Source organism: Magnetospirillum fulvum MGU-K5, assembly GCF_000442515.1.
Lineage (GTDB): Bacteria > Pseudomonadota > Alphaproteobacteria > Rhodospirillales > Magnetospirillaceae > Phaeospirillum > Phaeospirillum fulvum_B.
Genome location: NZ_AQPH01000005.1, coordinates 66,024 through 79,705, shown reverse-complemented (window position 1 = coordinate 79,705; position 13,682 = coordinate 66,024). Strand labels below are relative to the sequence as shown.

14 protein-coding genes are annotated in these 13,682 nt (G+C 66.9%); 11 read left to right on the top strand and 3 right to left on the bottom strand.

The features are described from left to right. The first annotated feature begins 29 nt into the window (after window positions 1–29). The 10 genes from K678_RS02610 to K678_RS02565 all read left to right on the top strand — a co-directional run bounded on the left by K678_RS02610 (window position 30) and on the right by K678_RS02565 (window position 9,431). The gene (locus tag K678_RS02610) at window positions 30–1,208 is read left to right on the top strand and encodes an aminotransferase class I/II-fold pyridoxal phosphate-dependent enzyme (RefSeq protein ID WP_021130906.1); all 1,179 of its coding nucleotides are present in this window, start codon (window positions 30–32) and stop codon (window positions 1,206–1,208) included. Next, window positions 1,205–1,837: an alpha/beta fold hydrolase gene (locus K678_RS02605; RefSeq protein WP_021130905.1), complete on the top strand. Its 633-nt coding sequence runs from the start codon at window positions 1,205–1,207 to the stop codon at window positions 1,835–1,837. Before K678_RS02610 ends, K678_RS02605 begins: the two co-directional genes overlap by 4 nt. Further along, window positions 1,834–2,616 (top strand): methyltransferase domain-containing protein, encoded by a 783-nt coding sequence (locus tag K678_RS02600; RefSeq protein WP_021130904.1) that lies wholly within the window; start codon window positions 1,834–1,836, stop codon window positions 2,614–2,616. Before K678_RS02605 ends, K678_RS02600 begins: the two co-directional genes overlap by 4 nt. Continuing rightward, complete coding sequence (gene bioD / locus K678_RS02595) at window positions 2,613–3,227, top strand: dethiobiotin synthase (protein WP_021130903.1); 615 nt, start codon at window positions 2,613–2,615, stop codon at window positions 3,225–3,227. Before K678_RS02600 ends, bioD begins: the two co-directional genes overlap by 4 nt. Before the next feature lie 24 nt (window positions 3,228–3,251). After that, on the top strand, window positions 3,252–4,571 hold the full coding sequence (locus K678_RS02590; protein ID WP_021130902.1) for an adenosylmethionine--8-amino-7-oxononanoate transaminase: 1,320 nt from the start codon (window positions 3,252–3,254) through the stop codon (window positions 4,569–4,571). A gap of 140 nt (window positions 4,572–4,711) precedes the next feature. Beyond that, on the top strand, window positions 4,712–5,719 hold the full coding sequence (locus K678_RS02585; protein ID WP_021130901.1) for an efflux RND transporter periplasmic adaptor subunit: 1,008 nt from the start codon (window positions 4,712–4,714) through the stop codon (window positions 5,717–5,719). 1 nt (window position 5,720) lies between these two features. After that, window positions 5,721–6,971, top strand: a complete 1,251-nt coding sequence (locus K678_RS02580; RefSeq protein ID WP_021130900.1) for an ABC transporter permease — start codon at window positions 5,721–5,723, stop codon at window positions 6,969–6,971. Continuing rightward, entirely contained in the window at window positions 6,968–7,657 is a 690-nt protein-coding gene (locus tag K678_RS02575) for an ABC transporter ATP-binding protein (protein ID WP_021130899.1), read from the top strand. Before K678_RS02580 ends, K678_RS02575 begins: the two co-directional genes overlap by 4 nt. A gap of 143 nt (window positions 7,658–7,800) precedes the next feature. Further along, window positions 7,801–8,601, top strand: coding sequence for a TOBE domain-containing protein (locus K678_RS02570; protein WP_021130898.1), 801 nt, complete (start codon window positions 7,801–7,803; stop codon window positions 8,599–8,601). 161 nt (window positions 8,602–8,762) lie between these two features. Further along, window positions 8,763–9,431: a DUF6033 family protein gene (locus K678_RS02565; protein WP_021130897.1), complete on the top strand. Its 669-nt coding sequence runs from the start codon at window positions 8,763–8,765 to the stop codon at window positions 9,429–9,431. A gap of 79 nt (window positions 9,432–9,510) precedes the next feature. Here the strand turns inward: K678_RS02565 and K678_RS02560 are convergent, their stop codons facing one another. Beyond that, window positions 9,511–9,783 carry a DUF4236 domain-containing protein gene (locus K678_RS02560; RefSeq protein WP_021130896.1) on the bottom strand — a complete coding sequence of 91 codons (273 nt, stop codon included), beginning with the start codon at window positions 9,781–9,783 and terminating at the stop codon, window positions 9,511–9,513. Window positions 9,784–9,913: 130 nt separating this feature from the next. After that, the gene (gene glmM / locus K678_RS02555; RefSeq protein ID WP_021130895.1) at window positions 9,914–11,269 is read right to left on the bottom strand and encodes a phosphoglucosamine mutase; all 1,356 of its coding nucleotides are present in this window, start codon (window positions 11,267–11,269) and stop codon (window positions 9,914–9,916) included. 225 nt (window positions 11,270–11,494) lie between these two features. On the opposite strand from glmM, the gene K678_RS02550 reads away from it, so the two are divergent. Continuing rightward, entirely contained in the window at window positions 11,495–12,043 is a 549-nt protein-coding gene (locus K678_RS02550; protein ID WP_021130894.1) for a DUF4405 domain-containing protein, read from the top strand. A gap of 63 nt (window positions 12,044–12,106) precedes the next feature. Here K678_RS02550 and K678_RS02545 read toward each other — a convergent pair whose 3' ends face one another. Further along, window positions 12,107–13,447, bottom strand: a complete 1,341-nt coding sequence (locus K678_RS02545) for an SPOR domain-containing protein (protein ID WP_021130893.1) — start codon at window positions 13,445–13,447, stop codon at window positions 12,107–12,109. Between the last annotated feature and the right edge of the window lie 235 nt (window positions 13,448–13,682).

Genomic DNA, 13,682 nt, shown 5'->3' with positions numbered 1-13,682 from the left:
GGCGAGAAAACCCTCTATGACCACCGGCGATGCAGGAACTGGACGACATTCTCGCGGGCGCATTGGCCGGGCTTCAGTCCGCCGGGCGCAAACGCACCCTCAACCCGGTCGAACGGCTGGAAAACGGTCGCATCCGTCGGCGTGGCCGCGAGCTGATCGATTTCTCCTCGAACGATTATCTTGGCCTGTCGCGCCATCCGGCCTTGATCGAACGATCCCGGCAATGGGCCGCCGAATACGGCACCGGGGCGGGAGCCTCGCGGCTGGTCACCGGCCATCTGGCCGCCTACGAAGCGGTCGAGGCCAAGATCGCGCGGGCCAAGGGGTCCGAAGCGGCGATGGTGCTGGTCAGCGGCTGGCAGACCAACGCCTCGGTACTGCCGGCCCTGCTCGACCGCACCCTGTGGGGGGCCGAGCCGGTGGTGTTCGCCGACCGGCTGATCCATGCCAGCCTGCATGCCGGGCTGACCCTGGCGGGCGGACGGGCGCAGCGTTATCGCCACGACGATCTCGGCCATCTCGAAGACTTGCTGGAGAAGTCAGCCGACCGGCCCGGGCCCAAGGTGATCGTTTCGGAAACCGTGTTCAGCATGGATGGCGACGTGATCGACGCCGCCGCCCTGGCCGCCCTGGCGCGCAAGTGGAACGCCCTGCTCTATCTCGACGAGGCTCACGCTACCGGCGTGATGGGGCCGACCGGCTTTGGCCTCACCCCCGGTCTTGGGATCGATCTGGCGATGGGCACCTTCTCGAAGGGGATGGGGTCGTTCGGGGCCTATGTCGGCTGTTCGGCGGTGCTGCGCGACTATCTGGTCAACCGCGCCTCGGGGCTGATCTATGCCACCGCGCTACCGCCGCCGGTGCTGGGCGCGATCGACGCCGCCCTTGATTTGGTGCCGACGATGGGCGAGACACGGGCGCGGCTGGCCCGCAACGCTGCCCGGCTGCGCGCCGGGTTCGCCGCCGCCGGGCTTGACACCGGCCCCTCGGCCAGCCAGATCGTTCCGGTGATTCTCGGCGACGAGCACCGCACCTTGCGGGTCGCCACCCGGCTGGAAGAAAACGGCGTGCTGGGCATCGCGATCCGGCCGCCGACGGTACCGCCGGGGACCAGCCGCATCCGTTTCGCCTTGTCGGCGGTTCATTCCGATGCCGATATCGACCGCTTGATCGCGCTGGTGCCCCAGGCCGTGGAGGAGACGATTTGATTCCCCTGCTGTTCGTTCATGGCTGGGCCTTCGATGCCGGGTTCTGGGAACCTCTGCGCGACCGTCTGACCGATTTCCCGGTGCGCAGCGTCGATCTCGGCTTCAGCGGCCGTCCCGATCGCCCCTCGCTGCGCCGCCCGCTGGTGGTGGCCCATTCGATGGGGCTGGCCTGGGCCTTGGCCAACGTGCCGCGCCCGTGGGCCGGAGTGCTGGCGGTCAATGCCTTTCCCTGCTTCACCCGCTCCGCCGCCTTCGTTGACGGCGTGTCGCCCCGGATGGTCGGGCGGATGCAGACCCGCTTTGGCGAGGAACCCCACGCCGTCACCGCCGAATTCCTCAATCGCTGCGGCATCGCCGACGCCGATCTGTCGGGATTGCAGCCGGGACCGCTGGGCGAGGCGCTGGACTGGCTGGCCACCTGCGACGAGCGCCCGGCGCTGGCCGCGCTCGATTGCCCGGTGATGGCGCTGGCCGGAACCGCCGATGTGATCGTGCCGGAATCGATGAGCCGCGCCGTCTTTGCCGCCCACGAACTGATCCTGGCCGAACGCGGCGGGCATCTGTTGCCGCTGACCCATCCCGATTGGGTCGCCACCCATCTCAGGCAGTTTGCGGCCCGCTTGCAATGACCCCCCGCAAACAGCGGATTTTGAAGGCTTTTTCCGCCGCTGCCTCTGGCTACGACACCGCCGCCGGATTCCAGGAGCGGATTGCCGAACGGCTTGCGGCCCGGCTGGCCACCCTGCCCCCGCTGCCCACCGGAGCCCGCGTGCTGGAAGTCGGCTGCGGCACCGGCCTGCTGACCCGCCATCTGCGGGCGGTTCTGGGGGACGAGGCCGAGATTCTTGCCACCGATCTCAGCCCGGCGATGGTCGCCCGCGCCCAGGCCGCGTTGGGGACCGATCCCCGCCTCGACTTCGCCGCGATGGACGCCGAAGCGCCGACCCTGGCCGAGGGGTCCGTCGCGTTGATCGTCTCGTCGCTGGCGGCACAATGGTTTTCCGATCTGCCCAAAGCCCTGGCCGGTCTGGCGCGGCTTCTGGTTCCGGGCGGACACCTGATACTGACCCTGCCCGGCGCGGGCAGTTTTGTCGAATGGCGGGAGGCCCACCATGCCCTGGGGCTGGAACCCGGCACCCCCGCCTTCCCCGATGCCGAGACGTTGCGGGCGATTCTGCCGTCGGGCGGCGTGGGGAGGATCGACAGCGAGACGGTGATCGAGACCCACCCCGACGGGCTGAGCTTTGCCCGCACCCTGGCGACGTTGGGGGCGGCGGTGCCGCGTCCCGGCCACCGGCCGCTATCGCCCGGACAATTACGCCGGGTGATCGCCGCGCTGGGACGCCCCTGCCCGATCAGTTGGACGATTCATACTGTGAGCTTTAGCAGAAACGGGATTCCATCATGACACGCGGCGTGTTCGTCACCGGCACCGATACCGGCATCGGCAAGACCTTGGTCTCGGCCTGGCTGGCGCGGGGCTGGCAGGCCGCGTATTGGAAGCCGATCCAGTCCGGGATGACCGAGGGCACCGACCCCGCCTGGGTGGCGCGGATGGCCCCCGAGGTCGAGATCATTCCCTCGGCGATCGAGTTGCAGGCCCCGCTATCGCCGCACGAGGCGGCAAGGCGGGAACGACGCCGGATTGACCTGTCGGCGCTGGTCCTGCCCGAAACCGACAAGCCGCTGGTGGTCGAAGGCGCGGGCGGCGCGATGGTGCCGATCAACGAAACCGCGCTGATGGTCGATCTGATCGCCCGGCTCGGCCTGCCGGTGCTGGTGGTGGCCCGCTCTGGCCTGGGCACGATCAACCACACCCTGCTGACGCTCGAAGTGTTGCGGCGGCGGCGCATTCCGCTGCTGGGGGTGGTGATGAACGGCCAGCGCAACCCGGCCAACCGTCAGGCGATCGAACATTTCGGCGGCGTCCCGGTGCTGGCCGAGATTCAGCCGCTGCCCGCCGTGACCCGGGCGATGCTGGAAAGCCTGCCCCCGCCTGCCTTTGCTTGTCCATCCTGATCCCGTCCCCCCGAGGTGCAGCCGATGAGTCCCGAACAGCTTCTGGCGCTTGACGCCCGCCACGTCTGGCATCCCTTCACCCAGGCCGCCGCCGCCCGCCCGCCGATCCTGGCCGCGTCGGCAAAGGGTGCTTCGATCACCGCCGCCGACGGACGGACGTATCTCGATCTGGTGTCATCGTGGTGGGTCAATCTGCATGGCCACGGCCATCCCGCCATCGCCGCCGCGATCGCGCAGCAGGCGGCGACGATGGAACAGGTGATCTTCGCCGATTTCACCCACGCCCCGGCGGCGGAGCTGGCGGCGCGGGTCGCGGCATTGCTGCCCGGCGATCTTGACCGGGTGTTCTATTCCGATGACGGCTCGACCGCCGTCGAGGTGGCGATGAAGCTGTCGCTGCAATTCTGGAGCAATCGCGGCATTGCCGGTCGCGACCTGTTCGTCGGCTTCGAGGGCGGCTATCACGGCGATACCGTCGGCGCGATGTCGGCCGGGCATTCGTCGGGCTTCTTCTCCGCCTGGAAGGGAATGCTGTTCCCGGTCGAGACGGTGCCGTTTCCCGCCACCTGGGACGGCGACGAGACGGTCGCGGCCAAGGAAGCCGCGTCGCTGGACGCGCTCGACCGGCTGTTCGCGGCCCAGCCCGGCCGGGTCGCGGCGGTGCTGATCGAGCCGTTGATCCAGGGCGCGGGCGGGATGCGGATGTGCCGCCCCGCCTTCCTCGCCGCGCTGGCCGAGCGGGTCCGGGCCGAGGGCGCGTTGCTGATCTTCGACGAGGTGATGACCGGCTTTGGCCGCACCGGACCGATCTTCGCTTGTCAGAAAGCCGGGATCGTCCCCGATCTGGTCTGCCTGTCGAAGGGGCTGACCGGCGGGTTCCTGGCGATGGCGCTGACGGTGGCGCGCGAAGAGATCTACCGCGAGTTTCTCGGCCCCGATCTCGACCGCGCCTTCCTGCACGGCCATTCCTACACCGCCAACCCGCTGGGCTGCGCCGCCGGTCTGGCCTCGCTCGACCTGCTGTTGAACGACGCGTGCACCGCGCGGCGGGCCGTGATCGAGGCAATCCATCGCGCCCGGCTTGACGATCTCGCCACCCGCGCCGATATCTCCCGGACCCGGCTGTGCGGCACCATCGCCGCGTTCGATGTCGGGGGCAGCGGCGGCAGCGGCTATGGCGCGGCAATCGGCCCGCGCCTGAAAGCCGCCGCACTCGATCGCGGGCTTCTGTTGCGGCCGCTGGGCAATGTGCTTTACCTTCTGCCCCCTTACTGCCTCAGCGACGAAGAGTTGCACCGGGCCTGGGACGGGATCGCCGCGATCCTCGCCGAACTGGCCGGATAGGGTCACGTTTCTATGATACCGGCGATCCCTTTCGCCGGTATCAAGCCGCCATTGCGGCGGCGGCCAAGCGGGCGGATGCCCGCGCCCGGCGAGGGGCAATAGCGGGGCCAATTTGGCCCAGCGATACAATTGGAGTCCTGATGTCGCGCCGCATCCTGTCACGCCTGCCCGCGCTTTTGCTGCTGCTTGCTCTTGCGGGCGGCGGGGCCTGGGCATGGCAGCAGGGCGGCGGCACCGAGGTTGAAACCGTCCGCCTGCGCCAGGGACCGGCGGTCGAGGCGATCTATGCCACCGGCACGGTCGAGCCGGAAAAGTGGGCGCGGATCGCCCCGGTGATGCCGGGGCGGATTGCCGAAATCCTGGTGCGCGAGGGCGACCGGGTGCGCGAGGGCCAGCCGCTGGCCCGGCTCGACGACCGCGAGGCGCGGGCCAAGATCGCCGAGTTGGAGGCCAAGGCGGCCTATTGGCGCGAAGAGATGGAGCGTGCCGCCAGTCTGGCCAACAGCGGCATCCGCCCCAAGGAATCCGCTCAGAAGTCGCGCAGCGAGTACGAACAGGTGGTGGCGACAATCAACGCCGCCCGCCAGCGCCGCTCCGACCTGATGGTCACTGCGCCGATTGACGGCATCGTGCTGCGCCGTGACGGCGAAATCGGCGAACTGGCTGAAACCAAGGACGCGCTGTTCTGGGTCGGCGCGCCCAAGCCGCTCCGGATCACCGCCGAAGTCGATGAGGAAGACATCGCCCGCGTCCATGTCGGGCAGAAGGTACTGATCAAGGCCGATGCCTTCATCGACCGGGTGCTGGAAGCCCGGGTCGATCGCATCACCCCCAAGGGCGACCCGGTCAACAAGACCTTCCGGGTCCGGGTGATCCTGCCCGACGACAGCCCGTTGCTGGTCGGGATGACCACCGAGATCAACATCATCATCGCCGAAAGGACCGGCGCGCAATTGCTGCCCGGCACCGCCCTGATCGACGGCAAGGTAATGACGATCGAAAACGGCGTCGTCCGGCTGCGCCCGGTCACACTGGGCATTCGCGGCCGCACCGTCGTCGAAATCGCGGGCGGGCTTGGCCCTGATGATGTCGTCGTCGCCGCGCCGCCGCCCGGACTGAAAGCGGGCGACCGGGTCCGGGCCAAATAGGATGGCGCTGCCGCTCGCGCTCGACATCGCGCTTCGGCACCTGCTCCACCGCCGTCGCCAGACCCTGGTGTCGCTGCTGGGGGTGACGCTGGGAGTCGCGTTCTTTATCGCGATCTCGGCGATGCTCCAGGGCTTTCAGCGCGATTTCATCGCCCGGATCATCGACATCCAGCCCCACATCATCGTGATGGACGATGTGCGCCAGCCGCCGCGCCAGCCGGTCGAGCGCACCTATCCCGATGGCGCGGTGCTGCTGCACAGCCTGAAGCCGCGCGAGGAGACAAGGGGCCTGCGCGGGGCTCGCAACATGCTGGCGACGCTGGAGGAGACCCCCGGCTTGCACGTCGCCCCGGCGCTGTCGGGCAACGGGCTGATCCATTTCGGCGGCAAAGACATTTCGGTCAACATCACCGGGATCAATCCCGAGCAGGAACGCAAAGTCACCCATATCGAGAAGGACCTGCTGTCCGGGACGCTCGACGCGCTCTACACCACCTCGAACGCGATCATCCTGGGCGAAGGGGTGGCGAAGAAAGCGGGCATCCGCAAGGACGATCTGATCAATGTCGTCTCGCCCGCCGGCGTGATGATGAAGATGAAGGTGGTCGCGCTGTTTTCGAGCGGGATCACCGTGCTCGACAATTTCGACACCTATGTCCTGCTGAAAAAGGCGCAGGTGCTGCAAAACCGCCCCAACGTCATCAACCGGCTGAAAATCCGCCTGGACGACGTCGAACAGGCCGGGCCGCTGGCTGGCCGGATCGAGCGGCAGTTCGGCTATCGCGCCGAGCCGTGGCAGGAGCAGTCGCGCAACGTCCTTAGCATCTACGTGATCCAGAACGCGATCATGTATCCGACCGTCAGCGCGATCCTGATCGTCGCCTGCTTTGGCATCTTCAACGTGATCTCGACCGTGGTGTTCGAAAAGACCCGCGACATCGGCATCATGAAGTCGATGGGCTTTCGCGACAGCGACGTCCGGCTGGTGTTCGTGATGGAGGGGCTGATCGTCGGCGTGGTCGGCACCCTGATCGGCTGGCTGATCGGCTGGATGCTGATCGAGTTCATGGCCTCGCTGAAATTCGAGATGGAAGGCTTCGTCAAGGCCCAGGGCTTCGTGCTGTTCCGCTCGCCCCGCCATTACCTGATCAGCGGCGGGATGGCGGTGCTGTCGGCGGCGCTGGCGGCGTGGCTGCCCGCCCGTCGCGCCAGCCGCCTGAACCCGGTCGACATCGTCCGGGGGGCGGGATGAGCAGCCCCTCCCCCGCTCCGGCGCTGGAAGCGCGCGGCCTGACCCGCGAGTTGCCCGGACCCGTGCCGGTCACCCTGGTCCGCGACATTGATCTGGCAATTGCGCCGGGCGAGTTCGTCGCCGTCACCGGCCCGTCGGGATCGGGCAAATCCTCGCTGCTGTATCTGCTGGGGCTGCTCGACCGCCCCACCGCCGGAACGGTGTTGCTGGCGGGCGAGGACACCGCCGGATCAAGCCCCGACCGGCTGGCCGACCTGCGGCTGGCCCGGATCGGCTTTGTGTTCCAGTTCCACTTCCTGCTGCCGGAATTTTCCTGCCTCGCCAATGTCGAGATTCCGATCCGCAAGCTGGGTCGGCTCGGTCGATCCGCCGCCCGTCGCCGCGCCGGTGAACTGCTGGAGCAGTTGGAGTTGGGCGACCATCGCGACAAACTGCCCGAGCAGCTCTCGGGCGGTCAGCGCCAGCGCGTCGCGATCGCCCGTGCCCTCGCCAACGATCCCCCGCTGATCCTCGCCGACGAACCGACCGGCAACCTGGATTCGCGCACCGCCGCTTTGGTGTTCGACATCTTTCGCGACCTTGCCCACACCCAGGGCCGCAGCGTCGTGGTGGTAACCCACGACAGCGCGCTGGCCCACACCGCCGACCGCCGGATTCATCTGGTTGACGGCCGGATTGAGCGGTAAATTTCATATCGATTTCGGAACGATCCGGACCCGCATTGTTTGCAAACTGCATTTGCAGGCGAAAAACCGCCACGGCGATTGGCGGATGCATTCCCCTCTGGACCGACATATAGTCTGACCCTATGGCGGATGGAGAAACTTAGGTGAGCGAAGGCAAAGTCGAAGCCCTGCTGTCCCTTGGCGGCGGACGCCGCTCGCTGGTCGGCCGCGACCGCATCGCCCTGCTGCAAGCGGTCGGCACCCATGGCAGCATCACCAAAGCGGCGCAGGCGGTCGGGCTCAGCTACAAGGCCGCCTGGGATGCGCTGGACGCCGTCAACAATCTGATGCCGCGCCCGGCAGTGGTCGGGCGCACTGGTGGCCGCAAGGGCGGCGGGGCCACCCTGACCGAGGATGGCGAGGCGCTGATCGTTGCCTTCCGCCTGCTGGAGGACAAATTGTCGCTGGCCGCCGGAATGCTGGAGACCGGCAATATCGGCGGTCTGTCCGACCCGTTCACCCTGCTGTGGAGTCTTGGGATGAAGACCAGTGCCCGCAATGCCTATCGCTGTCGGGTCGAGGAGATTCGGGCCGGGGCAGTCAGTACCGAAGTCATTTTGGCCCTGACCGATTCGACCCCGCTGACCGCGGTGGTCACGCGCGAAAGCGTCGAGGATCTGGGGCTGGCGGCCGGGCGCGAGGTGATGGCGCTGATCAAGGCGTCGTTCGTGATCCTGGCGACCGGGGAAACCTGCCCGACCGTCTCGGCCCGCAACCGGATCAAGGGCATCGTGGTCAGCCGTGAGGACGGCCCGGTCAGCACCGAGATCACCCTGGATATCGGCGGCGGACGCTCGCTGACCGCGGTGATTACCCGTGATGGGGCCGAGGAATTGACCCTGGCGCCGGGTCAGCCCGCCTGGGCGCTGGTCAAGGCCAGCCACGTCATCTTGCTGGTCGATTAGCCTGCGCCCGACTTGCGTATTATCGGCGATAATTTCAGAAAATCGTTCAACCTTTATGATATAATGGCATCGTGATTCCGGCTGTGGACCCGAATGGTCCAAAGCCGGATCGTTCCGGAAGGATCGCACACCCCCTTCAGAAGCGAAGACGGGAGAGTCCGATGCAAATCACCTCCTCCTTACCCTCCTCCGCCGGACGGTCATCGGCCGCCGGGTCTAGTCTGGCCGGAACGGTCTATGGGTCGATCGACCAGATGACCCAGGCGATCGTCCAGGCCGGTCAGCGTTACACCGAATCCTATGCCGCCCGTTTCGCCGCCGATGGAAACGGGGCGATCACCAAGGATCAGATGATCGCAACGTTGAAGCAGGACTTCCCCGGCTACACCCTGGTGTCCAGCGAACCGTCCGATGTGGTTGCGGGCAAGTCGCTGCTCTACATCGACGACAACAACCTAGCCAAGATGGCGTCGGACCCGACCTATCGGGCCAAGGTGATGGGGCTGATGCGACGCGAACTGGAAAGCCAGTCCGTTCAAATTCGCTCCAACGACGGCAACGGCACCACCCAGATTCAGATGACCGGGATGGTGTTCTCGCTCAGCGACAAGAACCCCTCGGTCGATGGCATTCCCTATGCCGGAAGCGCCACCAGCGTGGGCGTCACGACCACCACCAGCAGTTCGGGAACCGGCCGCACCTCGGCCCGCGATTCGATCCGCGACTGGCTGGAACAGGCGATGGAGCGTGCCCGCGAAACCCGCCGCGCCGATGCAGCCCGCGCCGAGGCTGCGAAAACCGCGTCGTCGCGGTTTGATCTGTCGGTCTGAGCCCGACGAAAACAATCCACATCCGGAACGATCCGGCCCCGGATCGTTCCGGGTGGCACAGCCCGCCGCCCCGGTTTCCTTATTTGAAGAACAGCGTCGCCGCCGCCAGTCCAAGGGCCAGGACGAAGATCGCGATCGAAATCGCCGACGGCCGCGCCGCACCCCGGCGCAGCGAAATCCGATCGGAATAAGACAGACCGCTGCCCGGCACCCCCAGCGTACTGCGCACCCCGTCGCGGCCGATATTGAGCGTTGCCCCCTTGCCGCCGACCGACAGGCTGCCGCCGCTCTTGCTGAGGTTGATCCACAGACCGGGGGCGATCTTCAGAATTTTACGGAACCTCAAACCCATCTTGGACATCCTTTGTGGTCACGATTGCTGCATCAAGATAGCGGCCCGCCCGGCCCTGGACCAGACAGCAAATCGGCGGCTCAGAACCCTGAGCCGCCGATCGCTTTGGTCTCGATCCGGGCAGAAGAGATTACGCCGCGGCGCGGCGGATCGTTTCGACGATCTCGGCAGTGATGGTGTCGATCAGGGCCGGATCTTCGCCCTCGGCCATCACCCGGATCAGCGGCTCGGTCCCCGACTTGCGGATCAGCAACCGCCCCTGCCCGACCAGCTTCGCCTCGCCCGCCGCAATCGCCGCCTGGACCGAAGCCTCGGCGAGAATGTCGGCGGCAACGCGTCCTTCGACCCGGACGTTGCGGAGCAATTGCGGCAGCGGTTCGAACAGCCGCAACATCTCGCTGGCCTGACGGCCGGAGCGGACCAGCGCCGCCAGCACCTGCAACGCCGCCACCAGCCCGTCGCCGGTGGTGGAATGATCCGACAAGATGATGTGGCCGGATTGCTCGCCGCCGACATTGAAGCCGCCGTGACGCATCTGTTCCAGCACATAGCGGTCGCCGACCTGGGTGCGGGCCAGGGTCAGCCCCCGCGAGGTCAGGAAGCGTTCCAGCCCCAGATTCGACATCACGGTAGCGACGACGCCGCCGCCCTGTAACTGACCGGATTGCTGCCAAAGATCACCGATCAGAGCCATCAACTGGTCGCCATCGACCTCGCGCCCGGTTTCGTCGCACAGCACGACGCGGTCGGCGTCGCCATCGAGGGCAATGCCCAGATCGGCCCCGTGCGTGACGACCTGTTCACCCAGCGCGGTGGTATGGAGCGAGCCACACTCACGATTGATGTTGAAGCCGTCGGGCGTCACCGCCATCGGCACCACCTCGGCCCCCAATTCCCACAGCACGGTGGGGGCGACCTTGTAGGCGGCTCCGTTGGCGCAATCGACGACGATCTTCAGCCCGTCCAGACGCAGCCCGCGCGGGAAGGTGGTCTTGGCATATTCGATATAGCGCCCAGCGGCATCGTCGAGACGGCGGGCGCGACCCAGCAGATCGGGAGCGACGCGGAATTCCTCGGACCCGTTCGACATCCGCGCTTCGATCGTGCGCTCGTCCTCGTCGGACAGCTTGAAGCCATCGGGACCGAACAGCTTGATCCCGTTGTCGTAATAGGGATTGTGCGAGGCCGAGATCATCACACCCAGATCAGCGCGCAAGCTGCGGGTCAGCATCGCCACCGCCGGGGTCGGCAACGGCCCGAGCAGAATGACATCCATCCCCACCGAGACGAAACCCGCCGTCAGCGCCGGTTCAAGCAGATAACCCGACAGGCGGGTATCCTTGCCGATCACGACGATGTGGCGATGGTCGCCGCGGGTGAAATGGCTTCCGGCGGCCATACCCAGCCGCAAGGCGGTCTCGGCGGTCATCGGTTCGGTATTGGCGGTTCCCCGCACCCCGTCGGTGCCGAACAGCTTGCGCGTCATGGGGCTGCCTTCCTTTGTAATTGGAAAGGCGTATTGATTAACGCGAGTGACGGTGGAAGGGAAGCGGGGACTGCGCCTCCCGGTCCGGGCCGGGGCCGTTCGACGGTTCGGACTTTCATTCCGAGACCGTCCGGTTACCCTCGGTCACCTCTGCGGTATCAGCGTGTTACACAAAAGCGGCAGGATCGCGGCCATTACAATCGTCCGTCATTGGAGACAGTCACCATGGTTCAATCGCCGCCCCCGTCTGCCGGTTTCGACAGCGTGCTGCGCCGCTACGTCACCCAGAGCACCAGCGCGGTCGGCCTGATCGTCGGGATCACCGGGCTGATGCTGTTCTTTCATCTGGCGCGCGGCCCGGTCGAATCGGCGCATGAATGGCTGGGGCTGCTGTTTGTTGTCATCGCCCTGCTGCATGTGGTGCGGCACCGCCGCAGCTTTGCCGTGATGCTGCGTGAGCGTCGTCAGCAGGTCCTGTTCGCTGTCGCCGCACTGGGCTTCGCCGCGTTCCTGCTCGCCCCCTCGAACGGCCCCAACCCGCGTCATCGCCTGATCGATCTGGCGATGGAGGCTCCGCTCGCCCGCCTTGCCCCGGTGGTCGGGATCGTGCCGGAAGAGGCCGAGCGCCGTCTGACCGCCGCCGGAATCGCCGTCCCCAATACCGAGCAATCGTTGGCCGGGATCGCCGCGTTCAACCATGTCGAGCCGGGACATTTGCTGGGTCTGGTGCTGGGCGCCCCGCCCGAGCCGCACCCGGCGCTCACCGAGGAATGACCCCGAGAGAGGAAAGACGTCTCCACACCCTGTTTCGGACCAAAGCAGGCCGGGCGAAGGGGATCAGCCGTTGACGTCGCAGGGCTGACGGTACAGCCGCAGCGTCTTGCACAGCTTGCGGGCTTCGTCCCGGCTTTTGATCGGCCCGGCGACGACCTGCCAGCGGGTGCCCCGTTTCGGCAATTCGACCTGGAAGATGCTGGCCTCCATCCCGCCCAGTTCCTCGGGGAACTTGGCCTTGATCCTGGCCCAGCCGGTGCGGGCGGCGTCTTCGCTTTTCAGGGTGGCGAGGATCACCCCGATCCCGGCGGGAGAGGCGGCGGCGGCCTTGGCCCGGCTGCTGGTGGGAGCCTGACGCAGGGCCGAGACCGGAGCCGTCCCGTTCAACCCGTCCAGTTGGCGTTCGACCGCGCTGCGTTCCGAACGGGATTCATCGGCCGAGATCAGCCCGGCGGCGCGCAGCCGCTCGGCGCGACCGACGGCGGCGGCCCCCTCCATCACTCCCTTGACCGGCAGCGGCGGCAGGTCAAGCTGGCGTGGCGTCGCGGGCAGCAAGGCATCAAGAATCGTCGTCCGCTCGGCGGCATGTTCGGCCGGACTGATGGCGCGGGTTTCCAGCGATTGGGTCAGCGCCTTCAGCCGGTCAAGCACCTGGGAATCGCCGGGAGCAGGACGATCCAGCCCCAACGCCGGAGGCGTGGGAACGGCATGGGGCACCAGCGCCCCCAGATTGGCGGCGCGGCGGCGGGAATATTCGTCTGGGGTAATCAGCCCTTCGTCGAGCAGGCGCTTCAGCAGACGGAAGCGGCTGGCGATATTGCTCTCCCCATCGGTCGGACCGACGGCGGGACCGGGCGCGCCGCTGGCGTCGAGCGGTTGGGCGACAATCGGGCCGCGTCCGCCCGCGATCGGGGCTCGCGGCTCTCCGGCCAGGGTGTCGAGATCGGGCATCCGCCCCGATTGAGCGGCCGAGCGCGGGATATAGCGCCCGCTGAGGCGATCGACCACGGCCAGATTGGCCTGGGCGATGTCGATCAGGCTGCGGACCTGGGGCATACCCTGGACGGTGGTGGTCAGGGTGGCCTGGGGCTGGTTGGCGATCAGCGCTTCGTAATATTGATGGGCAAGGTCAAAACGCCCGGTCGATTGATAGACCATTCCGGCGACATACAGCGCATAGGGGTCGCGCGGATTGATCCGGAGCGCCAGCAAGGCATGGCGCTCGGCCTCGGTCATTTCGCTGCGGGTCAGGGCGTTCAGCGCCTGCGATGTCTGGCTGCCGTTATCGACAAAAAGGCGAACATCGTCGGCGAACTCGTGCGGCTGGGTCAAAGCGCCACAGGCCGCCAGCGTTCCGGTCGCCAGCGCGGCCAGGACGATGGGGGCGAAGCGTCCCGTTTTCATTGTTCCCGACCTCGCAAGCCAAGCATCCGGCCATCATCATCGATGCGGATGTCATCCTCCCATACATCGCCGGGCCACTCAAGCCCCTGACGGCCACCCCCTAACCGGCTGCGGAAATACGGTATTTCGGCGTTTCGAGCGTCAGGGCAAGACGGCCCGGCACATTGAGACGGTCCAGACTTTTCAGGGAGCGGGCCTTTCTGTTTTCAGCCAATTAGAGTGTCAGGGAAAGTTC

What these genes read in the sequence shown, in the direction of transcription:
- bioD (WP_021130903.1), top strand. Translation starts at nt 2,613, where the DNA reads ATGACACGCGGCGTGTTCGTCACCGGCACCGATACCGGCATCGGCAAG.
- K678_RS02580 (WP_021130900.1), top strand. Translation starts at nt 5,721, where the DNA reads ATGGCGCTGCCGCTCGCGCTCGACATCGCGCTTCGGCACCTGCTCCAC.
- K678_RS02575 (WP_021130899.1), top strand. Translation starts at nt 6,968, where the DNA reads ATGAGCAGCCCCTCCCCCGCTCCGGCGCTGGAAGCGCGCGGCCTGACC.
- K678_RS02545 (WP_021130893.1), bottom strand. Translation starts at nt 13,447, where the DNA reads ATGAAAACGGGACGCTTCGCCCCCATCGTCCTGGCCGCGCTGGCGACC.
- K678_RS02560 (WP_021130896.1), bottom strand. Translation starts at nt 9,783, where the DNA reads ATGGGTTTGAGGTTCCGTAAAATTCTGAAGATCGCCCCCGGTCTGTGG.
- K678_RS02565 (WP_021130897.1), top strand. Translation starts at nt 8,763, where the DNA reads ATGCAAATCACCTCCTCCTTACCCTCCTCCGCCGGACGGTCATCGGCC.
- glmM (WP_021130895.1), bottom strand. Translation starts at nt 11,269, where the DNA reads ATGACGCGCAAGCTGTTCGGCACCGACGGGGTGCGGGGAACCGCCAAT.
- K678_RS02600 (WP_021130904.1), top strand. Translation starts at nt 1,834, where the DNA reads ATGACCCCCCGCAAACAGCGGATTTTGAAGGCTTTTTCCGCCGCTGCC.
- K678_RS02590 (WP_021130902.1), top strand. Translation starts at nt 3,252, where the DNA reads ATGAGTCCCGAACAGCTTCTGGCGCTTGACGCCCGCCACGTCTGGCAT.
- K678_RS02585 (WP_021130901.1), top strand. Translation starts at nt 4,712, where the DNA reads ATGTCGCGCCGCATCCTGTCACGCCTGCCCGCGCTTTTGCTGCTGCTT.
- K678_RS02550 (WP_021130894.1), top strand. Translation starts at nt 11,495, where the DNA reads ATGGTTCAATCGCCGCCCCCGTCTGCCGGTTTCGACAGCGTGCTGCGC.
- K678_RS02610 (WP_021130906.1), top strand. Translation starts at nt 30, where the DNA reads ATGCAGGAACTGGACGACATTCTCGCGGGCGCATTGGCCGGGCTTCAG.